Here is a 23445-nt window from a genome sequence, read left to right as displayed (position 1 = left end):
TCCGTTCGTCCGGGGGGTGGCGGATGGAGCCGACCCTCCCGGGCCGCCGGTCACGCTCCGCAACGCTGTTCGTCACATAGAGTGCCCGCCCTGCGCTTTCACGGCAATCGGGAGTCGCCCCGATGCATCCCGGAGGTAAGCCCTGAGTGCCACCCCGGGTAGCCGCGGACAACGCGGTCGAGTACGCTCGATTCCACAATTCAGAAGGAGTTTTCCGTATAGTGGAAAACTATGGAAAGGATGCGCATGGACGGCGTTGAGATCACCGGCCCTCTTCTTGATCGATTCGACGAGATCCTCACGCCCGAGGCGGTCGCGTTCGTGGCCGCGCTCCAGCGCGAGTTCGGCGCCCGCCGCCTTTCGCTCCTTGAGGCCAGGAAGGCCAAGCAGGAGGAGCTGTCCGCCGGAGGCACCCTCGATTTCCTCACCGAGACCAAGCACATCCGCGAGGACGACTCCTGGCGCGTCGCCGAGCCCGCTCCCGGGCTGGTGGACCGCCGGGTGGAGATCACCGGACCGGTCGACCGCAAAATGACCATCAACGCCCTCAATTCCGGTGCGAAGGTGTGGCTGGCCGACTTCGAGGACGCGAACTCCCCGCTGTGGGAGAACTGCGTCGCCGGGCAGCTCAACCTGAGGGACGCCCTTGACCGGACGATCGACTTCGAGGCATCCGGGAAGACCTATGCGCTGCGCCCCGACGGGGAACTGGCGACGGTGGTCGTGCGACCCCGGGGATGGCACCTGCCGGAGAAGCACCTGCTGGTGGACGGCGAGCCGGTGTCGGCGTCCTTGTTCGACTTCGGCCTCTATTTCTTCCACTGCGCGAAGCGGCAGCTCGCCAAGGGCAAGGGGCCGTACTTCTACCTGCCCAAGCTGGAGTCCCACCTTGAGGCCCGGCTCTGGAACGACGTGTTCGTCCGGGCGCAGGAGTCGCTCGGCCTTCCGCGAGGGACGATCCGGGCGACCGTACTGATCGAGACGTATCCCGCGGCCTTCGAGATGGAGGAGATCCTCTACGAGCTGCGCGAGCACTCGGCGGGGCTCAACGCCGGGCGGTGGGACTACCTGTTCAGCGTGATCAAGAAGTTCCGCACCCGGGGCGGCGAGTTCCTGCTGCCCGAGCGCAACGCGGTGACCATGACCGCGCCGTTCATGCGCGCCTATACCGAGCTGCTCGTCCGGACCTGCCACAAGCGCGGAGCACACGCCATCGGAGGTATGGCGGCGTTCATCCCGAGCCGCAGGGACCCGGCCGTCAACGAGATCGCGCTGGCGAAGGTGCGTGCCGACAAGACCAGGGAGTCCGGGGACGGATTCGACGGGTCGTGGGTCGCCCACCCCGACCTGGTGCCGGTCTGCCGCGAGGTCTTCGACGGCGTTCTCGGCGAGCGGCCCAACCAGCTCGACCGGACCCGCGAGGACGTCGAGGTCTCGGCCGCCGACCTGCTCGATGTGTCGAGCACCCCGGGAGAGATCACCGAAACCGGGCTGCGCAACAACGTGGAGGTGGCGCTGCGCTACCTGGCTGCCTGGATGGGTGGCAGCGGTGCCGTCGCCATCCACAACCTGATGGAGGACGCGGCCACGGCCGAGATCTCCAGGTCGCAGATCTGGCAGTGGGTCAACAACGACATCAGGCTCTCCGACACCGGCAAGCCTGTGACGCGCGAGCTGGTGGAGCAGATCATCGCCGAGGAGCTCGCCGCGATCCGGGAGGAGCCCGGCTACGACGACACGCTCTTCACACAGGCGTCCGCGCTGTTCGCGGAGGTCGCTCTGGACGAGGACTTCGCCGACTTCCTCACCCTGCCGGCCTACGCCCGTATGCCTTGAAATCCTGAAATGCACTGAAATCCTGAAGAAATGACGACAGCGCCCCTGAAGAAGTGACAACAGTGCCTAAGCCGCCAACGTCGCCTACACCGCCACCAGAGCCCACAAGGCCCGGCGACACGCTCTCCCACCTGGCGGCCCGCCTGCGCGGACCGCTGGGAGAGCCGTGGGTGATCACCGATCCGGTACGCCTGCGCACCTACGAGTGCGACGGCCTCACCTATCACCGGGCGACCCCGGGCCTGGTCGTGCTCCCGGAGACGGCCGAGCAGGTGGCGACCGTCGTCCGGGAATGCGCGCGGGCCGGGGTGCCGTTCGTGGCGCGCGGGGCGGGCACCGGACTGTCCGGCGGCGCGCTGCCCCGCACCGACGGGGTGCTGATCGTGACCTCGCGCATGCGCCGCATCCTGTCGATCGACCTGCCCAACCGGCTCGCCGTCGTCGAGCCGGGGGTCACGAACCTCGCCGTCACCGAGGCCGTGCGCGGCCACGGCTTCTACTACGCGCCCGACCCCTCAAGCCAGCAGGTCTGCTCGATCGGCGGCAACGTCGCCGAGAACTCCGGCGGCGCGCACTGCCTGAAATACGGTTTCACCGTCAACCACGTGCTGGCCTTGGAGATCGTCACGCCCGACGGTGAGATCGTGGAGCTGTCCACGCTCGACCCCGGCTACGACCTGCTCGGGGCGTTCGTCGGCTCCGAGGGCACGCTGGGGATCACGACCAAGATCACGGTACGGCTGACGCGAGCGCCCGAGACGGTCATCACCATGCTCGCCGCGTTCGACCGCGTGGAGAACGGAGGACGGGCCGTGTCGTCGATCATCGGCTCGGGCATAGTGCCCGCGGCGATCGAGATGATGGACGCGCTGGCGATCGAGGCGGCCGAGGCCGCTGTCGCGTGCGCCTACCCCGAGGGGGCCGGTGCCGTACTGATCGTGGAGCTCGACGGGCCGCGGGCCGAGGTGGCCGGGCATTTCGACCTGGTGACGGAGATCTGCCGGGAGGCGGGGGCGTTCGAGGTGCGTACGGCCGACGGGCCCGCCGAGCGGGCCGCGATCTGGAAAGGGCGCAAGTCGGCGTTCGCGGCGGTGGGGCGCATCAGCCCCGCGTACATCGTGCAGGACGGCGTCGTGCCCCGCACCGCGCTGCCCGAGGTGCTGGCCCGCATCGAGGAGCTGTCGGCGGAATACGGCATCCGCGTCGCCAACGTCTTCCACGCCGGCGACGGCAACCTGCACCCGCTGGTGCTGTTCGACGACGCCGAACCGGGCGCGGGCGAACGGGCCGAGATCGTGTCGGGCAGGATCCTCGACCTGTGCGTGGAGCACGGCGGATCGATCACCGGCGAGCACGGCGTCGGGGTGGACAAGGCGAAGCACATGCCGAAGATGTTCACCGAGCAGGACCTCGACACCATGCACCTGGTCCGCTGCGCGTTCGACCCGCGCGGGCTGTCCAATCCCGGCAAGGTGTTCCCCACGCCGCGCCTGTGCGGCGAGGTCCCAGGGGTGCGCAAAGGCGTCCATCCGCTGGTGGAGTCAGGGAAGGCGGAACAGTTCTGATGTCGGCGACCTCCCCCGATGACATTCTGCGGGCGACCGGGGTGCCCGTCAGGAAGGCCGGTGACGGTGACGGCGTCGCCGGTGTCGCGCCGCGCTGGGTCGCCATGCCGTCCGACGTGCGCGAGACCGCGGTCGTCATGCGCGCCGCCGCCTCGCTGGGCCTCGCGGTGGTGCCGCTGGGCGGGCGCACCAAGGCCCGCTGGGGGCACCCGCCCACCCGATGCGACCTGGTCGTCGACACGCGCGGCATGGACAGGGTGCTCGAACACGAGGCCGGAGACCTGGTCGTGCGCGTCGAAGCCGGAACCACCATGGACAAGCTGGCCGCCGCGCTCGCCGCCGCACACCAGGAGCTCGCCCTCGACGTCCCGCTGGACGGCGCCACCGTCGGCGGCACCCTCGCCACCGCCACCGCCGGCCCGCGCGCCCTCCGCTACGGCACAGCCCGCGACCTGCTCATCGGCGTCACCGTGGTGCTGGCCGACGGCACCATCGCCAAGTCGGGCGGCAAGGTGGTGAAGAACGTCGCGGGCTACGACCTCGGCAAACTGTTCACCGGTTCGTACGGCACGCTGGGGATCATCGCGGAGGCCGCGTTCCGGCTCCACCCGATCGCCTCCGAGCGGGTTTTCGTCACCTCGTCGCACCTCGTGCGCGACGACCTCGGCGCGCTGCTCCAGCGGATCACGGCGGCTCCGGAGGAGGTCTGCGCGGTCGAGGTCGACTGGCCCGACCCGCGCGAGGCGTTCACGCTCACCTGCATGATCGAGGGGGTGGGGGCGGTCGAGCGGGCTCATGCCGTACGGCGCCTGCTGGGGCGGGAGGCGCACGTCGGCGAGGAGCCGCCGAGCGGGTGGGGCCGCATGCCGGGCGACGAGTTCGTGGTCGAGGTGCGGGTGCGCCCCGACGACCTCTACGACGCCATGCTGGCGGTCGAGGGCACGATGCGTCTCACCGGCGTCGAAGCCGCCGTCCGAGGATGGGCCGCCCCCGTGGCGACGCTGCGCGTCGCGCTGCGGACCGATGGGGACTTCGCGCCCGGCGAGGCGGCGGGCGCGGCGTTCGTCACCTCGCTGCGCAGCGTTGTCGAACCCGCCGGCCGGGTCGTCGTCGTCACCGCGCCCGAGGAGATCGCGCGCCGCGTCGACCGCTTCGGGGCCACGGGGGCGCTGGCACTCATGCGGCGGGTCAAGGAGAGGTTCGACCCGGATCACCGCCTGTCGCCGGGCCGCTTCGTCGGAGGACTCTCATGGACCGCGAACTGATCAACGACTGCGTCCACTGCGGCTTCTGCCTGCCCACATGCCCGACATATGTGCTGTGGGGTGAGGAGATGGACTCCCCGCGTGGACGTATCCACCTGATGGGCCAGCACGTCGAGGGCGAGCCGCTGTCCCCCGCCATGGTGGAACACTTCGACGCCTGCCTCGGCTGCATGGCGTGCGTGACCGCGTGCCCCTCCGGCGTACAGTACGACCGGCTCATCGAGCAGACCCGCGCCGAGGTCGAACGCGCCCACCCCCGCACGGTCGCCCAACGCGGAATACGCGCCCTGGTGTTCGGCCTGTTCCCCTACCCGCGCAGACTGCGTGCCCTGCGGCTCCCCCTGCGCCTCGCCGCCCCACTCCGGGAACGCGCCGCACCCATGCTTCGCGCGCTCAACCCCTCGCTCGCCGCCATGGCCGAACTCGCGCCGCCCGTGCCCGCGCGCCGACCCCGGCTGCCGTCCCTCGTGCGCGCAGTCGGCCCCCACCGGGCCACCGTGGGTCTGCTCGCCGGATGCGTGCAAGGCGAGTTCTTCCCCGAGGTCAACGCGGCGACCGCCCGCGTGCTCGCCCTGGAGGGGTGCGACGTGGTCATCCCGCGCGGCCAGGGCTGCTGCGGCGCGCTGTCCCTGCACGCCGGGCGCGACCAAGAGGCCCGGCGCTTCGCCAAACGCACCGTCGCCGCCTTCGAACGTGCCGGGGTGGACACCATCGTCGTCAACGCCGCCGGGTGCGGCTCCACCATGAAGGAATACGCCGACGTGCTCGCCGACGAGCCCGCGTGGGCGGAGCGGGCGACCGCACTGCGGGTCCTCGACGTCACCGAGTTCCTCGTACGGCTCGGCCCGCGTGCCCGGCGCCACCCGCTCCCCCTCGCCGTCGCCTACCACGACGCCTGCCACCTCGCCCACGCCCAAGGCATCCGCGGCGAGCCCCGCGAACTGCTGCGCTCCATCCCCGGCCTCACGCTCAAAGAGGTCCCCGAACCTGAGATCTGCTGCGGCTCCGCCGGAACGTATAACCTTTTCCAGCCCGAAGCCGCCGCCGACCTGGGTGCGCGCAAAGCCGCCCACGTCCTGACCACCCAGCCCGACCTCCTCGTCTCCGCCAACCCCGGTTGCACCATGCAGATCACCGCCGCCCTACGCCGCCAAGGCCACGCCGGGCTCCCCCTCGCCCACACCGTCCAAGTGCTCGACGCCTCCCTGCGTGCCCTTTCCCCTACCTCCCTCACCGCCGGAGCCCCCTGATGCCCGCCCCAACCCCTCACCAGGTCAACAGCCCCCTCGCCGCGACACGCCGCCAGCTTGATGGGCCAACCTCCAGGTCCTCGGCCACCCCGGGAACGCGAGGGGGCGCCGGTGTCTGGACTGAGGAACGCAGGGAGCGAAGCGACCGGAGTGACGAGGGAAGACACCGGGTCAAGAGCCCCCTCGCCGCGACGCGAAGCGTCGCAATCAAACAGGCGCGACCATGAGCACGGTCCAGGCGGTCGACCGGGCGCTGGATGTGCTGGAGGCGCTTGCCGCGCACGGGGGTGAGGCCGGGCTTTCGGAGATCGCGGCCCGCACGGGCCTGCCGTACGGCACGATCCACCGCCTGCTGCGCACGCTGCTCGCACGCGGATATGTACGGCAGGAGTCCGACAAGCGTTACGCGTTGGGCAGCGCGCTGGTGCGGCTTGGCGGTACGGCGGAGCGCATGGTCGCGGTGTGGGCGCAGCCGTACCTCGCGCGCATGGTGGAGATGTCCGGAGAGACAGCGAACTTCGCGGTGCTTGAGGGGGATTTCGTGGTCTACGTCGCTCAGGTGCCTTCGCCGCGGCGGCTGCGCATGTTCGCCGAGGTGGGCCGCAGGGTACTGCCGCATTGCACCGCCGTGGGCAAGGTGCTGCTCGCGGACCGCACCGACGCCGAGGTCACAGCGCTGGTGGGGCGGACCGGCATGCCGCGCCGTACGGCCAACACCCTCACCGACCTGCCTGCTGTCCTGGCCGAGCTCACGGCCGTGCGAGGGCGGGGGTACGCGTTGGACCTCGGCGAGGAGGAGATCGGGGTGCACTGCATGGCGGTGCCGGTGCGCGACGGCGCGCGGGTCATCGGCGCGATGTCGGTGTCGGGTCCGGCTGAGCGTATCGATGTGCTGGACCGGGCGGATCTGGCCGAGAGCATGCGGGGCATCGCGGAGGAGTTCGGCAAGGAGCTCATGCCGAAGGCGTGAACCCGGTCAAGGCTTGAGGCGGGGCGTGCTCAGGCGGGAGGGTCGAGGCGCACCCCGGCGGGAAGGGCGAGGTCGCGTCGGCCGTGCCGGGTGAAGTCGAGCACGGCGGGGGCGGAGTGCGCGGTCAGCGCGGCCTCGAACCTGTGGAGCAGCCCGGTGCCGTCCACCCAGTAGCGGGTGCGCTGCTCGCCCGGTGCGACTGTGCGGGTGGCGGTGCGGACGGCGGGGCCGCGGTAGACCGCGACGCGCACCCCGCGCAGGGTGTCGTCGCGCAGGTGCGCGGCCTGGTTGCGCTGGAGGAGCTGGGGGTTGTCCGGCCGGGTGCCCGCGACGTCGAGCGCGGCGATGAGGACGCGGTCGAGGGGCTGCCGTGCGGGGTCGTAGGCGCGTGAGAGCCAGGAGCCCTCGGGTGTCTTGAGCGCGACCCCGTGCCGGGTCCAGGCGATGTCGGCCCCGCCGGGGGCCTGGTCGAACGACAGTCGGCCGCGGCCTGTGAAGCTGCGCCAGTCGACCTCGCCGTCGACCCTCGCCGTGCCGGCGGCGCCCGGAACGCCGACCCCGGAATCAGCCGCTCCCGAGTCGACCGCCCCCGGCGCGGCTTCCGGGCCGACGGCTCCTGGCTCGGCTCTCGACTCGGCTCCGGACGCGGCTCCTAACGCGGCTCCCGGGACGGCCCCTGGCGCGGCTCCCGGGCCGACGGCTCCCTGCACGGCACCTGACGCGGCTCCCGGAACGGTGAACGGCGCGGACGCCTCGACGTGCGCGCCGCCGACCTCGTAGGCCCGCACCCGCACCCCGGCGAGGGTCTCGGCCTGCGCCATCGTCACGACCTGTGGCCCCTCCCCCGCTCCGGCGCCGCAGCCCGCGGCCCAGCCGCCCGCCACCCAGACGAGCGCGCACCCCGCGAGGGCCGCGCGTCTGCGCGCGGTCATCGCTTGCCGTCCGCGGGAAGCCGCATGAGGCGCTCGTCGACCGTGGGCGGCTCCCCCTTCGGCGGGAGCACCGGCGCGGATGCCCCGCCGGGGAGGTCGGGCCGGCGGGGCGGCGCGGCGACCTCGCTGTAGGGGATGCCGGGCGGCGCCTTGGGCACGGTCGGCACGGGGACCGGGCGCGGAGCGGCGGCGCAGCCGGACGGCCGCCGGGCCAGGCAGTTGCCGGTGGCGCGTGCCGGGTCGGTGGGCGCGAAGACCAGGTCGTAGGAGCCGCGGGCGCCGCTCGGGCCGTTGCCGGTCGCGTGGTTGCCGACGATCCGGTTGTTCGTCGGCACATAGCCCTCGTGCTCGGTGACGAGGACGCCCGCGCGGCGGTTGCCGGTGATCAGGTTGTTCTCGACGCGGTTGCCGGTGCCTCCGCCGATGCCCACCCCCAGGCCGAACCCCCCGTCGGCCTGCTCGGGGGTGGCGCGCTCGTTGTTGTCGGCGATCACGTTGCCCATGATGGTGGAGCCGTGCTGCGGGGCGAGGGCCTCCAGCGGGTCGGAGCCGGTGGTGAGGCCGACCCGGTTGCGCCGGAAGACGTTGCCGACGACGTGCAGGGGGCCGCTGACGTTGGTCGCCTCATAGCCGACGGCGTTGCGCTCGGCGGTGTTGGAGCGCACGACGATGCTGCAGTCGCGGCACTGGCCGACGTAGATGCCCGCGTCGGCGTGCCCTGAGGTGTAGGTGTGCTCGATGACGCCGCTCCGGGCGTCGAAGGCGTAGACGCCGTAGAGCGCGTTGTTGTAGGCCGTGACGTAGGACACGCGGAAGCCGGTCAGCGGCGGATGCGTGTCGACGTCGAGGCGCTCGTAGCTCGCCGCCCCGCCCTCGGCGCGGTCCTCCGCCCCGGTGACGAGCACTCCGTTGAACTTGAACCGCCGAACGGTGAGGTTTTCCACCGCCACGCCCGGCGCGGTGACGACGATGCCGTTGCCGAGGGTGAACCCCCCGTCGACGATGACGCGGTCGCGGTCGGCCCCGCGGAGCACCATGCCCGGCCGGGTGATGCGCACGGTCTCGTGGTAGGTGCCCGGGGCGACCAGCACCATGTCGCCGGGGCGGGCCCGGTCGACCGCCTCCTGGATGGTCGCGGCCTGCTGAGGCACGCGGAGGACCTGCGGTCGATGCCCGTCGCCGGGACGGGCGCATCCGGAGAGCGCGCCCGTCAGGGCGCAGAGGACGGCGACCGCCCCGACGATCACATTGCGCAACACAGAGTAAGAATATCGTCACTCTCGGCAACCGGGCGCCGTGCCGCGCGCCGAGCCCCTCCCGCATCTGTCGCCCCTCCTCAAGGCAACGCTAAGGAACACCGATGAACGAGCACACCGCCCAGCCGTCCCGCCGCAGCGTCCTGCGCCTGCTCGGCGCCGCCGTCCCCGCGGCGCCGCTCGCGGCCGGGTGCGGCGCGGGGCGCGAGCCCGGCCCCGCCGTCTCCTCCGAGCGACCCCGCCCGAGGAACCCCGTGGCGCTGCAGGCCGGGGTGTTCACCCCGCAGCAGTCGGCGCTGACTCTGGCGGCCTTCGACGTGCTGCCGGGTCTGCGCCGCGATGCCGTACGGCGGAGCCTCGGCGAGCTCCTGCCGGCCTGGGTGGCGGCGGGCGCGGCGATGGCGGCGGGCGGGTCGGGGGAGCCGGAGGTCGCGGGTCTGGCGCCCGCTGGGCTGACGCTCACGGTGGGCGTGGGGGCGGGTCTGCCGTCGCGCGCCGGGGTGCGGGAGGTGCCCGGGCTCGGGGAGCTGCCGCCGTTCGAGGGGGACCGGCTTGAGCGCGCCTGGTCGGGCGGCGACCTGGTGGTGCAGCTCTGCGCGGATGATCCGCGGGTCACTGAGCGCGCGGCGACCGTGCTGTCGCGGCTCGGCACGCGGGTGGTCCGTCCCAGGTGGCGTCAGACGGGCTTCCTGCGCATGGAGGCGGACGGCGGGGCGCCGCGCAACCTGTTCGGTTTCAAGGACGGGATGGTCCAGCCGCCGCCGTCGGAGGCGGAGCGGCACGTGTGGACCGACGAGGGCGGCACGTTCATGGTCGTTCGCCGGATCAGCATGGATGTGGAGGGTTTCGCCAGGCTGCCGCTGGCCGCGCAGGAGGCCGCGGTGGGGCGCAGGCGGGATTCGGGCGCGCCTCTCGGGGGCGACGAGATCGACCTGTTCGCCAAGACTCCGACCGGGCGCTACGTCATCCCTGCGCAGGCGCATGTGCGCAGGGCGAACCCGCTGGCGGTGGGCGGCGCGCAGATGCTGCGCCGGGGCTACAACTACCGGGAGCGCGGCGATCAGGGCCTGGTGTTCGTGTCGTTCCAGAGGGCGCCGGAGACCTTCGTCGCGATCCAGCGGCGGCTGGCGGGCGACGCCATGATGGCGCACACCACCACGGTGGGGTCGGCCCTGTTCTATGTGCTTCCCGACGGGCGCGCGGACGAACCGCTCGGACGTGGCCTCCTCGGGAATCCCATCGACATTTCATGACTCTAAGGAATTAACCCCATGGGTACGTTGATCACCGTTCGCATGATCACATGCGTTTCATATATGGGGGTTTAGATGAGGAAAGCGGTCAACAGTGGGCGATGGGGCCCACTGACCGTGGGGGTCCTCGCCGTGGCGGCTGTGAGCGTAACCGCTCTACCCGCCGCGGCCGCCGAGGGGCCGATCAACGTCAAGGTCGTCCGGGACGTCAACTCCGACGGCACCTACCAGGCGTCCCTGGAGCTCGGGGTCGCCGGCATCACGGTGACAGCGTTCGACGCGGCGGGCAGATCGGCCACGGCGACGACGGACGCCTCCGGGACGGCCACGATCAGCACGGCGAACGGCGGGATAAGCGGTGGACAGTACCGCGTCGAGGCGGTCATCCCCGAATCGCTCGGCTACCTGAAGCCGGCGCCGGCCGGAGGCGTGGCCCCGGCACTCGCGCCGCTGGTGAGCTTCGTGAACACCTCCACCGGTCCGGCGAACCTCGTGATGGGCGTCCACAACCCCGCCGACTACGTGCAGGCCAACCCGCCGCTGGTCACAGCCGTCCACACCGACCAGGCGTTCGCCGCCGCCAACCCCGGCCACCAGGCCATGGTGAGCTGGCCGAGGGCGCAGCGCGGCCGCACCCCGGCCCCCGCCAAGGTCGCCGGCTACGGCGCGATCGGCACGACGTACGGCCACGCCTGGCAGCGCTCCAGCAAGACGATCTTCACGGGCGCGCTGGCCAAGCGGTACACGTCGTACGGCCCGCTCGGCCCCGGCGGCGTCTACGCCATCGGCGCGGACGGCGCGGTCGTCCCCTTCGCCACCGTGCCGGACGCCGGCACGACCCAGCACGGGGAGCCGACCCGCGACAAGGACTTCTGGGATGTGCCGGGCAAGGAGGGCCTGGGCGACCTCGACGTGTCCGGCGACGACCGGACGCTCTACGCGGTGAACCTCGCCGCGCGCGCCCTGGTCGCCTACGACATCGCCGACGGCCCCGGGAAGGGGAACGCCCGTCCCAAGGGCTCGTGGCCGATCCCCGACCCCGGATGCCCGGCCGCGGTGGACTGGCGTCCGTACGGCCTCGGCGTGAAGGACGGCAAGGTCTACGTCGGCGGGGTCTGCTCCGGCGAGAGCACGCAGCGCCGCGCGGACCTGTCCGCCCACGTCCTGTCGGTCCCCGAGGGCGGCGGTGAGTTCACCAAGGTCTACTCGCACACGCTCGACTTCAAGCGGGGCAAGGTCTGGGCCAGCACGCCGGCGTCGGACCGGTGGAACCCGTGGTCGCCGACCTGGAATCCGTCGAAGTTCTTCGTCGCGCGCAACTTCAACGGCTCCGGCATCGACGAGTGGAACTACCCGAGCCCGCTCCTGTCCGACGTCGAGTTCGACCGTGACGGCTCGATGATCCTGGGCTTCCGCGACCGCGCCGCCGACCAGGGCGGCCACCGGGCGCTGTCCCCGGAGACCACGGGCACCAGCAGGGATATCCGCTGGTCCTACGACGGCACGGGCGGCGACATCAACCGCGTCTGCCGCGTCGGCGACGCCTGGCGCTGGGAGGGAGAGGCCGGCTGCGCCAACAACGCCGCCGGACGCTCGCAGCCGCCGCAGGACGGCGACGTGGTCGAGTTCTACTCCGGTGACTACTGGGCGCCGTCCGGGCAGCGCACCGGGGTGCACGGCGAGGTGGCCCAGGGCGCGCTGAGCTTCGCCCCCCGTTTCGTCGAGACGGCCACGACGGTGCTGGACCCGGGGTCCACGATCTCCGCGGGCGTCGGCTACTTCGACAACATCAGCGGCGCCTACAACTCCGACCCGCAGCGCTACTACCGCCTGTTCCTCTCCCCCGCCGCGTGGGAGGACAACGGCGCGGGCGGCTGGATCAAGAACGTGCCCGGGCAGAACGGCACCTTCGGCAAGGCCAACGGCCTCGGCGACCTGGAGATGCTGGCCGACCCCGCGCCGCTGCAGCTCGGCGACCGCGTCTGGTTCGACGCGAACGGCGACGGCGTCCAGGACCCGGCCGAGCCCGGTCTGCCCGGCGTCCAGGTCATCCTTTCGTGCCCCGACCGCGCGCCCATCAAGACGACCACCGGGCTCAACGGGTGGTACGGCTTGCGCGACGTTCCCACCCACAGCACCTGCGGGGTCACCTTCAACGCCGCGAACGCCGACACCTCGGCGCTGCCGGGCAGGCCGCTGTCCAGCACGCTCACCCCGTCGCCGGCGCGGCAGGGCGGGGACTCCCGGTTGGACTCCAACGCCGATGAGACGGGCCACGCCACGGTGACGACCGGGGCTCCGGGCGAGAACGACCACACCATCGACGCGGGGTTCACCGTCAGGCAGCAGGTGCCGGTCAAGACCTCCGACCTGTCGATCAACGTCGAGGCGGTGGGGCAGCCCGCGTGCTACTGCGGCCCGGCCGACCTCCTGGTGAAGGTCGTCAACCGGGGCGACGGCGACGCGACCCACATCAAGCTCGCGGCGGCGCTGCCGAGCGGTGCGACGCTGCGGCCCGGCACGGCGTGGACCGCCTCCGGCGATGTCGCGCTGGCGACCTATGACGGCCCGCTCAAGCCCGGCCAGTCGCTTGAGCTGCCCTTGAAGGTGGACGTGCCGTGCGCCGACGCGAACCGGGCGGAGCTCGCGCTCTCGGTCTCGGTGTACGCCTTCGACGACGGCGAGGGTCTCCCGCTGAGCGACAGCAACGTGATGAACAACAGCGCCGAGCTGGTGCTGAAGCTCTGTGCCAAGCCCAACGCCCCGACGTACGACGTGACGGTGGACTTCCCGAAGGACACCGTGACCCAGTGCAAGGGCCGCTGGGTGTGCTCCGACCTGATCGTGCGCAACAACTCGGCGGAGCCGGTGCGCGATGTCAAGGTGGGCGTCCCGGTGCCCGACGGGCTGAAGTTCTGGCCGCAGCACAACAAGTCCTGGACCGCGGTGGACGGCAAGATCTGGACCACCGTCGCGGGGCCGATCGCGCCGGGTGAGTCGGTGAAGGTCAAGCTGGCCCTGCGCGTGGCGTGCGCGGCCGTGCCGGGCTCCAGCCATGTGCTGGTCGCCACGGTCGACTCGTTCACCGACGCCTCCGGGAGCATGGTGGCCGACGCCAATCCCGCCGACAACTCCGATTCGACCACGATCAAGATCGGCCGGGGGGCCGTTCCGAAGCCCTGCGGCTGATCCGCCTCAAGGCCGTACGGCCCGCGCTCGCTCACCGCGGCGCGGGCCGTACGCGTGTTCGGAGGCGGACCGTGAACTCATCGTGAACTCACCCCACCCTCCGGAAATATCGGATAGATGGAGATATTCTTATCCTTTACACGACTGCACGGTCGGCCGGCGCCGCGGGACGTGAGGAGAGTTCTTGGGGCAAAGGGGCCAGGCGAAATACCCCTCCTCCATCCCCGGGAGGGGACTCTTCATCGTCGGGGTGGACATAGCGCCGGGCGAATACGTCTGCGACGCCGCCAAAGGCGGCCACTATGTCCGTTATCCCGGCGGCGGCCGAGCCCCCATCCTGCGCCATCCCGGTGCCCGCACCCCCACCCGCATCACCATCGAATCCGACGACACCGCGTTCGAGAGCGCGATTCCGGGCACGTGGACACGGGTCAGCAGGGGCGAAAGCACCATCGAAGACTTCAAAACCGCGAACGGCACCGGCCCCGCGCTCGTGGTCGCCCCCGAGACCCCTGAGCACGTCGCCGCACTGCTGCACGACCACCGGCACGCCGTGCTGGACGAGCTCAGAGGCAAACGCGTCGCCCCGCGGACGCGCATGGAGATGGCGGCACGCATGGCGGCCGACTTCTCCCTGGCCCCGGTGTCCAGCCTCACCATCGCCGCCGGCATCATGTTGAACTCGGGTTTCGGCGCCGTACTCAGCATTATCGGCGGCGCGGGCGCCGCGATTGGGATGTCCCTTTTCATAGCGAAAGCCGGAAAATACGCTCCCCGGGCGTGGCGGGAAATCCGCGCCATCACCCTGGCGCGTACACATCGCCCGCATCTGCTGCTCGCCGAGGATTTCACCGCCGAATGCGCGGAGCTTCTGGCCCGCACCCAGCACGCCATCGAATCCGTCAGAAGCTCACGGGTCGCCCAAGCCGGACTTCTCGACACCCACGACACCCGGACGACCCTCGCCGACCAGGAATGGGAGATCGCCAAAGCCCTCGCCCAAGTGTCGACGCTGCAGCGCACGCAGACGGAGATCCTCGCCGCCGGCGCGACCCCCGAAGTGGTGGCCGCCATCGAGTCGGCCGCCACCACGCTCGACGCGGTGCTCTCCTCCGTGACAGGGCGGGTTGCGACCCTGGAACGCTACGCCGAGAGCGTGCACGGCGCCGACCACGCGTTCCGCGCCCACGAGCAGATCCGCGCCCTGAGCGAACAGGCCCACAAATACGAGGACCTGCTCGCCGCGACCGCGCGCGACGACGTCGCCATACCCACCATCGAACGCCTCAGCGGCCAGGCCACGGCGCTGCGCGAGGTGCTGAACGAAAGCCTGGACACCGTGGGCCGCCTCGGCTCCCACCTGCGGGGGCCTCACTCCTGACCGGTCCCGCCCCGGCGCGGCGCGGGCCGCGCGGTGGAAGACCGCACGACAAGGTCCGGGCTGACGGGCTTCAACACGCCCGGCTCGTCGCCGCGCAGCAGGGCCGCCACCGCGGACATGGCAAGTCGGCCGATCTCCTCGCCCTTCAGGTCCACCGTGGTGAGCCCGGGTGTGAACAGCTCGGCGGCGTCGATGTCGTCCATCCCGACGACGGAGATATCGTCAGGAATACGCAGCCCGAGTTCGGCCGCGGCGTGATAGACGCCGGCCGCGGCCGCGTCGTCGTCGCACATCACCGCGCTCGGGGGATCGTCCAGCCGCAGAAGCTCCAGCGCCGCCGCACGCGAGGCGTCCAGCCCCTCGCGGGGGGCGATCTCCCGTTCCGCAACGTCGAGGTGGGCGGTCGCCTCCTCGAACGCGCGTTGCCTGGCGCGGAAGGTATAGGCCTGCCGCCGGTAGCGCAGGCGGCCCACACGCCTGTGCCCCAGCTTCACGAGATGTTTCAGGGCCATCCGCATGCCGCCGGCCACATCCAGCTCCAGCACCTGCCGCCCCTCCCCCGTGAGCGCCGGGTCGGCGTCCACGAAGACGGCCGGGATGAATGCGGGCGGTTCCCCGACCTGCCGATCGAGGGGCGAGCACAGCAGCAGCCCGTCGAACTGGTTCATCGTCGTGGTGCGGGTCAGCATCTCGCTGCTCCAGTCGGAGCTGACCACGACGGTGAGCCCTTCCTTGGCGGCGGCCTCGTGCGCGCCGGCGAGCATCTTGGCGAAGAACTGCCCTCGAATGTTGGGAACCGCCAGCAGGATGAGATCGGTGCGCCCGAGGCGAAGCTGGCGCGCGGCGGCCTGAGGCTGGTAGCGCAGCCGCAGCGCGGCGAGGCGGACCCGCTGCTGGGTCGCCTTGGACACGCGTCGGTCGCCGGCACCGCTGAAGACGAGGGACACTGTGGCCTGGGAGACACCCGCGAGCTCGGCGACGTCCCTGCCCGTCGGGCGGCGGGACGGCGGACGCGCCACTCCAGCGTCGGGCCCGGAGTCCACATGATCGGACCCCGCGTGATCGGACCCCGCGTGATCGGCCCCCACACGATCGGAACTCCCACGATCGGAGCCAGGAGGGGGGCAAGGCGGAGAGGCTGGGGTATTCACTCTCAAACCATCCCAAGATCGTGAAGCTGCTGCGTGAGGGCACGCGCTTAACCATGACCGACCTGATCATACCTCGCGAGTATTGATCCGCCATAAATCAAGATATGGGAACTCCGCAGACCGCGGTTCACCGCGGCCGATGCTGACAGTCGGTGAATCCCCGAAACAGCGGGGGAGTATGCCGCGTCGCCGTCCCCAAGGTCGGAAATTCCCGAGAACGCGCACTGACCCGCCTCTGAACTGGCACGCGAGGAGGAAATCGGTACGGCGAAGCGGACGGCAGCGGGGTCCTCATTTCGGACCGCACGCAATCCTGGAATACGTCGGCCCACCTCCCCCATCTGCCCATATGTCCACCCTTTGGGTTTCCGCGCCTCCGAGGGTCCGCGAGAGGCTCGGACCGCCTCCAGATACCCAACGTCACCATGTCCAGAACCTCCGCCAAATGCCTGTTGACAATGGATCGTCATACGAATAACTATGTTGACTTGTGTTCACGTTGAATAGCCATCCGCACGGCCCTCCCGACATCCGGGGCCGCAGCAAGCTGATCTGGCTGAGGAAAGACGGAACCTGCCTTCAGGTCCTCGTGGACGATCACGTCGTAGCCGCGGACCAGCGCGTTCGCCGCCTTGTGCGCGCCGTCCAGGCGCTGACGCCGCACCCTGGCGTGCAGCGCGGCGTTGTACAGCTCCCGGTGGTCCTCCAGACAGGCGGCGAGCGCGACCACCGCAGACCTCAGTCGGAGTCGTACTCCCGGTCGTGCTCCACGGAATGCTTGGGCCGCCCGTCAGCGTCGCACGCGACGGTGACCTTGACGTCGAGATCGTATGACTCGAACTCCACCTGAACGCTGCGCGCGGGGCCCCTGGGGTCGTCGTCCAGGTGGAATCCCTGGTGGGGGAACAGGGAGCGCAGCGTGACCAGGCCGCCCGCGCACTGGGCGACGAAGGAGCCCCCGCGGGTGCTGATGGCTCGCTGGTTCCCACGCTGGTCGGGGCTTGTGGACGGGGGCGAGCCCGCCGATGCGGGGTCGGACGGCGCCGCCGGCGTGGCGGTCGGAGAGGGCGCGGCGGCCGATGGGGGAACAACCGCCGCGGCCGGGGTGCTCGTGGCGAGCTCCGCCCGGATCTGGTCGGCGGACATGGCCATACCGCTCTGACCGGTGAGTCCCTCTCCGACCAGGCCCACCACGGCGATGCCGCCGCTGGTGGCGGCCACCACCGCCACCAGCCAACCGGCGCCGGCCAGAAGCATTCTTCGCTTCACAGCAATCCCCCCACGGACGACTCGACCATCGAACGCTCCCCTCCGATCGCGGGATCTCTCCGGGCGCCGAGCCCCGCGGGTGAACTAGAGTCCTGCCAGGTCAGATGGAAGAAACTCACTATCACCCGAGTCATGCTAAAGCGTGGTTAAGGCATCGCTAACGTGGTTATGCGGTTCGTCATGCAGCGTCTACGGTGACACCAAATGGCCGAAGTCCTGCTGATTGAAGATGACGCGACGATCCGCACCGCCCTCACCCGCGGCCTCCGCGAACGGGGCCACGCGGTCACATCGTCCCCCACCGCCCTTGAGGGGCTGCGCCTGGCCGTCCAGGACCGCCCCGACCTGATCGTGCTCGATCTCGGTCTTCCCGACCTGGACGGCACGGAGATGCTCCGCATGCTGCGCGCTGTGAGCCGGATCCCCGTGATCGTGGCGACCGCCAGAGACGGCGACGCCGAAATGGTGCCCGTTCTCGACGCGGGCGCCGACGACTACGTGGTCAAACCGTTCACCGCCGCCCAACTCGACGCCCGCATCCGCGCGGTGCTGAGACGCAGCGGCGACAGCCGTACCGACGACACGGTCGCCGTCGGCGACCTGCGGATCGACCCGCGCGGACGGACGGCGGCGCTGGACGGCGCGGCGCTCGAACTGACCCCGCGCGAGTTCGACCTGCTCCACTATCTGGCCACCCGCGTGGGCGAGGTGGTGACCAAGCGGGAACTGCTCACGGAGGTGTGGCAGGTGCCGTACGGCGGAGCCGACAAGACCGTCGACGTACACCTGTCGTGGCTGCGGCGCAAACTCGGTGAGACCGCCGACCAGCCCCGCTACCTGCACACCGTCCGCGGGGTGGGCGTCAAATTGGTCGAGCCCTCATGAGGCGCCGCCTCGCCCTCCTCGTCGCGGCGACCACCTCCCTCGTTCTGATCTCGCTGCTGGTGCCGCTGGCGTTCCTCGTCCACCGGGTGGCGGAGAACCGCGCCTTCCACGAGGCGACCGGGGAGGCGGAGGCGATCGCCGTACAGGTGGGGACGATCGCCCCCGCCGAACTGGCCGGCACGGTCGAGCGTTCCGCGCAGATCAACGGGCATCCCGTCACGGTCTTCCTCAGCGACGGCACTCTGATCGGCAGCCCCGCTAACCGGTCGCCCGCGGTGGAGTTGGCCTCGCGCGGCCGGAGCGTCACCGCGCAGACGACCGGCGGGTGGGAGGTCCTCGTCGCGGTGAAGGACTCGCAGAACCGCCCGACCGTGGTCCGCGCGTTCCTCAGCGACGACGACCTGCGCCGAGGCGTCTACGGGGCGTGGACCGGGCTGCTGTTCCTGGGGCTGATCCTGATCGGGCTCGGCGTGGTGGTGGCCGACCGGCTGGCGCTCGCCCTCACCCGCCCTATGGACGCCATCGCCCGGGTGTCGCACCGGCTGGCCGCCGGAGATCTCACGGCCAGGACCGAGCCCGACGGGCCGCCCGAGATGCAGGCGGTCGGCGTGGCGCTGAACGGCCTCGCCGACAGGATCAATGATCTCCTCGCGCAGGAGCGGGAGAACGCCGCCGACCTGTCTCACCGGCTCCGTACCCCGCTCACCGGGCTGCGCCTGGACGCCGAGGCGCTGTGCGACGTCGAGGAGGCGGCCAAGATCAGCGCACGGGTGGACGCCCTCGAACGCGCCGTCACCGCCGTGATCACCGAGGCCCGGCAGCGCACCGGCGGCAAGCAGCGGTGCGACGCGGCGGCCGTGGTGCGCGAACGCGTGACGTTCTGGTCGGTGCTGGCCGAGGACCAGGCCCGAGAACTCACCGTGGACCTCGCCCCCGGCCCGCTGCATGTGGCCGTCAGCGCTGGCGAGCTCACCGCCTGCGTGGACGCCCTCCTCGGCAACGTGTTCGCGCACACGCCGGAAGGCGCGGCCTTCGCCGTACGGCTGACGCCGGCGGACCAGGGCGCCCTCCTCGAGGTCGCCGACCACGGGCCCGGATTCCGAAGAGTCGACCCGCTGGTCCGGGGCGAGAGCGGCGCGGGGTCGAGCGGCCTCGGCATGGACATCGTGCGGCGCACCGCCGAGTCGTCGGGAGGCTCCATCACCCTTGGCGCGACGCCCGGTGGCGGGGCGACCGTCTCGCTCGTTCTCGGCAGACCGGCCACACCTTAACGATCTCTTAGCATTGCCACAGCGCGCCTCTATCATCGGCCGCGCGACATTTGACCCATGAGACGCATAACGAAGGTCGGCCTCGCCGCAGCCACGACTCTGACCGCTCTTGCACTCACCGGCGGCGCCCTCGCCTCCGGCGCCTCCGCCGCGACGGCGGCCACCTCGTCCGGCACCACCGCCGCCTCGTGGGACGTGACGAAGCGCGAGGCGATCCGCATCGCCAAGAAGCGCGTCCCGGGCGCCCGGGTCACCGATGTGGACCGCGACCGCTGGCGGGGAGTGCGGGTGTGGGAGATCGAGCTGGAGAAGGGCCACTGGGACTACGAGATCTACATCTCGGCGAAGACCGGCAAGATCGTGAAGTTTGAGAAGGACCGGGACGACCGCGATGACCGCGATGACCGCGATGACCGCGATGACCGCGATGACCGGGACGACGACTGATCTACAGCGTCGGGGTGCATATCGGGAGCGGTACCCCCGCTAACCGAGCGTCCCCTGACCCTTCGGCCGAGTCGCGGACCGCGCCCCGTCCTCGACGAAGAACAGGAAACGCTCAAGAGGTGCTACAGCACCTCAAATGGTAAGAAAGTCTCCTTCCGCCTCTCCGGTGGGCCTCTCGGCACCCCGGGCCGGGTGCCATCCTGCGAGTCGGCTCACCGGAGGGGAGGGCACAGGGACTCTGCATTTTGATAGTCACCTTGGTGTACGGCCATGCACGGGCGTCGGTTCCACTCGGGGGGAACCGGCGCCCGTTGCCATGTCCGCCAATTCCCGCTCCCCACCCCCAGGAATACCATTTCAATGGATTAAAGTCGCAGATCAAGCTCTCTGTTCTGCGTTATGCCGCGATACGCGAATTTCAACGGAACCGACCTTGGAAAATCGTCTGGAAAACTTAACCGCACCGACCTTTTTGACGATGCGCGAGTTTTCTCGTCCGCACCACCGCCGCCGCACCCGCCCAGCACCCGGCAAGACCCGCATGATGTCCGAATCGGGCAAAGAATTCCGCTCGATCTACGCTTCCAATGCGGTCATCCATGAAACGGCATCACAGGTCGGGGAAATTCATCCGGAGATCGATCCAATCTCCGGCAACAGCCTAAGAACGCCCGGGAAAAGCCCATGTTCACCGAGAGGCCATAAAGGCCGTCCACTCCATCCATTCGGTAGTGGTTTGAGAAATCGGGAACGCGACATAAACAGCAATGTGCGATGCCGTCCGCCCGAACAACTAAGGCGGAAATTCTCGGGTTCTGGGCCCACACACCAGCCTGGAAACCGATAGCCGAGCGAAAACGGCTTTCCTTCCGACGGCGTTCTCTGCGTGGCCGCATCGCCATTCCCGAAAGCTCACCGACCCACTGGTCCGGAAGGCGGTCCCACCATGTCAGACGCAACTTGGGAACCACGCAGCGCGCGCAACCCCTTCAGTTTGGAAGGATGGCCGCGCCCGTATCGAACCTTCCGCGACCTAGACCCCGGTGAGACGTTCGTGGAATACGAGGGGTCCAGCATCTTCCTGCCCGTACACGCCGAGGTCGACGGGAAACAGGTCACCGAACGGGTGAAGCTGCGCGCGTTCATGCGTGCCGAACTGTGGCCCGCATACCTTGGGGGCCTGGGCACTCGCGAGTTCCAGTTCGTCATCCGCGACTGGGAGCTGTTCGGCGCGAGCCGGCTCCTCAGCAGGCTCTACTTCGGTGACTCTCGCGGCAGGTTGAAGAACGAGGACCACCCGGAGGCCGGACGCGAGCAGGTGGTGATGACCTGGACGCTCGCGCACCACTACGTGAAACAGGGAGATGACGGCGACAACAGCCTGGGCCCCGTGAGCGGACTGCGGATCGACGGCGTCACCGACCACAACACCGATCAAGGCGACCTCTACTGGCAGGTGACGGCGGGCTCCCGCTCGGGCGTCTGGAACGTTCGCTTCTTCCGGGAAGCCGAGGAGACGGTCGCCCCCGACGATGTCGTCGCCCATGCCGCCGAGGTCGAGGCGGGCGCGTCGTTCGTCGCCGAGAGCCCGGTCGAAGAGCCGCAGTTCTCCTACAAGCTTCCCTTCCGCCGTGAGTCGCACGGCCACGGCCTGAGCGTCTCGTGGACTCTGGGCCGCGATCCCAAGGACGGCGCCCGAGGGAAAGTGCGCATCAACGAGCAGCCCAAGAGCATCTGCATCGCGGACGATCCGCCGATCGAAGGGCTCGGGGCCGACTCCTCGGACTTCCCCGCGCACATCATCTACACGGCCAACTTCGAGGTCTGGGCGAACGGCACGCAGGTCGCCGGCGACCAGATGGGAATCGCGCACGCCAAGGCCGTGCGCGGGATTCCCCCACGCGATGTGAAGGTGGCCTTCGAAAAACCCATCCAAGGCGACGGCTTCTCCTTCGCCAGCGGCATGTGCCTCGGCATGCACGAGATAACCAGGGAGGAGTTCCTGGAGGGCGTCGAGGCAGCCAGAGCGGCCCGCTCGCGCGCGCTGTGAGGGTCCACGTCGTGAGGGGCCGTGTTAGGAGGGGCCATGTTAGGAGGGGCCATGTTAGGAGGGGCCATGCCGTGAGGGGCCGTGCTGTGAGCGGCCCGGGACGAGCCTCCGGCGAACGGCCTCGCCGGAGGCGGCCACTCCCAAGGCATGTGCCGCGCCCGTTCCTCCGGCCTGGTCGGAGGCTGCGGCCGGTGTTGCGGCTGGCCAGGATCTCGGGCTCGCTGGCCTGGCATCTTGTACGGCTGATCGCCCAGCTCGTGCTGAACCCGGCGATGCGCGGCAGGTCCGCGGCCGCGATCGCCGGAATGGGCGCCGCCGCATTCTGCGAATCCTGTGGAGCCACGTTCGTCAAGGTCGGGCAGATTCTCAGCATGCGCACGGACCTCATCCCCGCGGAAACCGCCGCCGAACTGTCTCGACTGAGAGACCGCATGCGCCCCGTCAATCGTTCGGCGGCGCTGCGTATCGTGGAAAAGCAACTCGGCTCCCCGGTCGACCGCCTTTTCCTCGATTTCGGCGAAAAGCCGGTGGCCAGCGCGGGAATCGCCAGCGTTTACCGGGCGCGTCTACCCGACGGACGGCTTGTCGCGGTCAAGGTGAGGAGGCCGGGTATCACGCGTGTCGTCTCCGACGACCTGATGCTCATGCGGGCCCTGGCAAGACATCTCAAGCGGATCCCGGGTTTCAGCGCATTTCCTCTGCTGGAAACGGCCGATGAGATCGGCGCCCTTGTGCAGGCACAACTCGACCTGCGCAAAGAGGCCGAAAATCTCCGGGCGCTCGGGCTCAATTTCGCCGACAACCCGCTCGTGCGCCTACCGGGCGTCGTCGAAGGCTATTGCGCTGAGGCCGTGCTCACCATGGAGTTCATCCAGCCGCCGGCGGCCACGGGCGATGGAACCCGGCGTGCGCTGGTCACCGCGTTGCGCTCGCTATATCGCATGATTTTCATCGACGGCCTGGTGCACTGCGATCTGCACCACGGCAATCTGCATCTCGGCGGCGACGGCAACGTCGTCATGTTCGACGCCGGCTTCGTCGTGCGGCTCAGCGACGCCGAACGGATAAGGTTCGCCAAGTTCTTCTACGGCGTTCTATCGAACTCCGGGGCCGACTGCGCGAGCATTATCCGGCAGACGGCAGTCGCACTTCCGGCGTCGTTCGACGAGAAGGCGTTCACCGGCGACGTGACCGCGCTCATCTCCACCGTCTCCGGCACGTCAGCCGATGCCTTCGACGTCATCGCCTTCGTCCTGAGCGTGTTCCGCCTGCAGCGACAGCACCGGCTGCACAGCTCCACCGCCTTCATCACACCGATCCTGGCGCTGCTGGTCATGGAGGGAGTCGTCAAACAGCTCGCGCCGGATCTGCGTTTCCAGGAGGAGGCCCGCCCCTACCTGGCGGCCTGTCTACTACCGAGTCTGCTGCGAAGCCGCCGCCGACCCTTCTAGAAGCGTCCGCGAAGTGGACCCGGC

The 23445-nt window shown here is 70.1% G+C and carries 18 protein-coding genes; 13 read left to right on the top strand and 5 right to left on the bottom strand.

Annotated features, from left to right (window positions below):
- Positions 1-246 precede the first annotated feature (246 nt).
- From aceB to BLQ73_RS02490, 5 genes are all read left to right on the top strand, one after another.
- A complete protein-coding gene (gene aceB / locus BLQ73_RS02510) occupies positions 247-1836 on the top strand; it encodes a malate synthase A (RefSeq protein WP_176955227.1) in 1590 nt (529 codons plus the stop codon).
- A gap of 62 nt (positions 1837-1898) precedes the next feature.
- Positions 1899-3401 (top strand): FAD-linked oxidase C-terminal domain-containing protein, encoded by a 1503-nt coding sequence (locus BLQ73_RS02505; protein ID WP_093167819.1) that lies wholly within the window; start codon positions 1899-1901, stop codon positions 3399-3401.
- Positions 3401-4666 carry an FAD-binding oxidoreductase gene (locus BLQ73_RS02500; RefSeq protein ID WP_093167817.1) on the top strand — a complete coding sequence of 422 codons (1266 nt, stop codon included), beginning with the start codon at positions 3401-3403 and terminating at the stop codon, positions 4664-4666. Before BLQ73_RS02505 ends, BLQ73_RS02500 begins: the two co-directional genes overlap by 1 nt.
- Positions 4651-5916 (top strand): (Fe-S)-binding protein, encoded by a 1266-nt coding sequence (locus tag BLQ73_RS02495; RefSeq protein ID WP_093167815.1) that lies wholly within the window; start codon positions 4651-4653, stop codon positions 5914-5916. The genes BLQ73_RS02500 and BLQ73_RS02495 overlap by 16 nt, the downstream gene beginning before the upstream one ends.
- A 223-nt stretch (positions 5917-6139) precedes the next feature.
- Positions 6140-6886 (top strand): IclR family transcriptional regulator, encoded by a 747-nt coding sequence (locus BLQ73_RS02490; RefSeq protein WP_093167813.1) that lies wholly within the window; start codon positions 6140-6142, stop codon positions 6884-6886.
- Positions 6887-6915: 29 nt separating this feature from the next.
- Here the strand turns inward: BLQ73_RS02490 and BLQ73_RS32040 are convergent, their stop codons facing one another.
- Together BLQ73_RS32040 and BLQ73_RS02480 are read right to left on the bottom strand one after the other, a co-directional pair.
- Entirely contained in the window at positions 6916-7818 is a 903-nt protein-coding gene (locus BLQ73_RS32040) for a hypothetical protein (RefSeq protein ID WP_093167811.1), read from the bottom strand.
- Positions 7815-9077, bottom strand: coding sequence for a right-handed parallel beta-helix repeat-containing protein (locus tag BLQ73_RS02480; RefSeq protein ID WP_218125583.1), 1263 nt, complete (start codon positions 9075-9077; stop codon positions 7815-7817). The genes BLQ73_RS32040 and BLQ73_RS02480 overlap by 4 nt, the downstream gene beginning before the upstream one ends.
- Positions 9078-9178: 101 nt before the next feature.
- Between BLQ73_RS02480 and BLQ73_RS02475 the strand changes: the two genes are divergently transcribed.
- The 3 genes from BLQ73_RS02475 (at position 9179) to BLQ73_RS02465 (ending at position 14897) form a co-directional block, all read left to right on the top strand.
- Positions 9179-10327 carry a Dyp-type peroxidase gene (locus BLQ73_RS02475; protein WP_093167809.1) on the top strand — a complete coding sequence of 383 codons (1149 nt, stop codon included), beginning with the start codon at positions 9179-9181 and terminating at the stop codon, positions 10325-10327.
- A 141-nt stretch (positions 10328-10468) separates the two neighbouring features.
- A complete protein-coding gene (locus tag BLQ73_RS02470) occupies positions 10469-13516 on the top strand; it encodes an SdrD B-like domain-containing protein (RefSeq protein WP_143020088.1) in 3048 nt (1015 codons plus the stop codon).
- A 184-nt stretch (positions 13517-13700) separates the two neighbouring features.
- A complete protein-coding gene (locus BLQ73_RS02465) occupies positions 13701-14897 on the top strand; it encodes an Rv1352/Rv1906c domain-containing protein (protein ID WP_093167805.1) in 1197 nt (398 codons plus the stop codon).
- Here the strand turns inward: BLQ73_RS02465 and BLQ73_RS02460 are convergent.
- The 3 genes from BLQ73_RS02460 to BLQ73_RS02450 form a co-directional block, all read right to left on the bottom strand.
- A complete protein-coding gene (locus BLQ73_RS02460) occupies positions 14888-15940 on the bottom strand; it encodes a LacI family DNA-binding transcriptional regulator (RefSeq protein WP_176955226.1) in 1053 nt (350 codons plus the stop codon). The two genes, BLQ73_RS02465 and BLQ73_RS02460, sit on opposite strands and share 10 nt — an antisense overlap.
- A gap of 586 nt (positions 15941-16526) precedes the next feature.
- Positions 16527-16778, bottom strand: a complete 252-nt coding sequence (locus BLQ73_RS33780) for a hypothetical protein (RefSeq protein WP_093167799.1) — start codon at positions 16776-16778, stop codon at positions 16527-16529.
- Positions 16779-16786: 8 nt separating this feature from the next.
- The gene (locus tag BLQ73_RS02450) at positions 16787-17317 is read right to left on the bottom strand and encodes an SRPBCC family protein (RefSeq protein WP_143020087.1); all 531 of its coding nucleotides are present in this window, start codon (positions 17315-17317) and stop codon (positions 16787-16789) included.
- A gap of 204 nt (positions 17318-17521) precedes the next feature.
- Between BLQ73_RS02450 and BLQ73_RS02445 the strand changes: the two genes are divergently transcribed.
- The 5 genes from BLQ73_RS02445 to BLQ73_RS02425 all read left to right on the top strand — a co-directional run bounded on the left by BLQ73_RS02445 (position 17522) and on the right by BLQ73_RS02425 (position 23421).
- A complete protein-coding gene (locus BLQ73_RS02445; RefSeq protein ID WP_093167795.1) occupies positions 17522-18202 on the top strand; it encodes a response regulator transcription factor in 681 nt (226 codons plus the stop codon).
- Entirely contained in the window at positions 18199-19473 is a 1275-nt protein-coding gene (locus BLQ73_RS02440) for a sensor histidine kinase (protein WP_093167793.1), read from the top strand. The genes BLQ73_RS02445 and BLQ73_RS02440 overlap by 4 nt, the downstream gene beginning before the upstream one ends.
- A 57-nt stretch (positions 19474-19530) precedes the next feature.
- The gene (locus BLQ73_RS02435) at positions 19531-19920 is read left to right on the top strand and encodes a PepSY domain-containing protein (RefSeq protein WP_093167791.1); all 390 of its coding nucleotides are present in this window, start codon (positions 19531-19533) and stop codon (positions 19918-19920) included.
- Between the two features lie 1054 nt (positions 19921-20974).
- On the top strand, positions 20975-21970 hold the full coding sequence (locus tag BLQ73_RS02430) for a hypothetical protein (RefSeq protein WP_093167789.1): 996 nt from the start codon (positions 20975-20977) through the stop codon (positions 21968-21970).
- Between the two features lie 191 nt (positions 21971-22161).
- A complete protein-coding gene (locus BLQ73_RS02425; RefSeq protein WP_093167786.1) occupies positions 22162-23421 on the top strand; it encodes an ABC1 kinase family protein in 1260 nt (419 codons plus the stop codon).
- Positions 23422-23445 lie beyond the last annotated feature (24 nt).

It is taken from the genome of Sinosporangium album, from assembly GCF_900100605.1.
Taxonomy (GTDB): Bacteria; Actinomycetota; Actinomycetes; order Streptosporangiales; family Streptosporangiaceae; genus Sinosporangium; species Sinosporangium album.
Note: the sequence above shows the minus strand (reverse complement) of the source record. Positions and strands in the feature narration are given on the sequence as shown.

What these genes read in the sequence shown, in the direction of transcription:
- BLQ73_RS02435 (WP_093167791.1), top strand. Translation starts at nt 19,531, where the DNA reads ATGAGACGCATAACGAAGGTCGGCCTCGCCGCAGCCACGACTCTGACC.
- BLQ73_RS02490 (WP_093167813.1), top strand. Translation starts at nt 6,140, where the DNA reads ATGAGCACGGTCCAGGCGGTCGACCGGGCGCTGGATGTGCTGGAGGCG.
- BLQ73_RS02475 (WP_093167809.1), top strand. Translation starts at nt 9,179, where the DNA reads ATGAACGAGCACACCGCCCAGCCGTCCCGCCGCAGCGTCCTGCGCCTG.
- BLQ73_RS02445 (WP_093167795.1), top strand. Translation starts at nt 17,522, where the DNA reads ATGGCCGAAGTCCTGCTGATTGAAGATGACGCGACGATCCGCACCGCC.
- aceB (WP_176955227.1), top strand. Translation starts at nt 247, where the DNA reads ATGGACGGCGTTGAGATCACCGGCCCTCTTCTTGATCGATTCGACGAG.
- BLQ73_RS02500 (WP_093167817.1), top strand. Translation starts at nt 3,401, where the DNA reads ATGTCGGCGACCTCCCCCGATGACATTCTGCGGGCGACCGGGGTGCCC.
- BLQ73_RS02440 (WP_093167793.1), top strand. Translation starts at nt 18,199, where the DNA reads ATGAGGCGCCGCCTCGCCCTCCTCGTCGCGGCGACCACCTCCCTCGTT.
- BLQ73_RS32040 (WP_093167811.1), bottom strand. Translation starts at nt 7,818, where the DNA reads ATGACCGCGCGCAGACGCGCGGCCCTCGCGGGGTGCGCGCTCGTCTGG.
- BLQ73_RS02495 (WP_093167815.1), top strand. Translation starts at nt 4,651, where the DNA reads ATGGACCGCGAACTGATCAACGACTGCGTCCACTGCGGCTTCTGCCTG.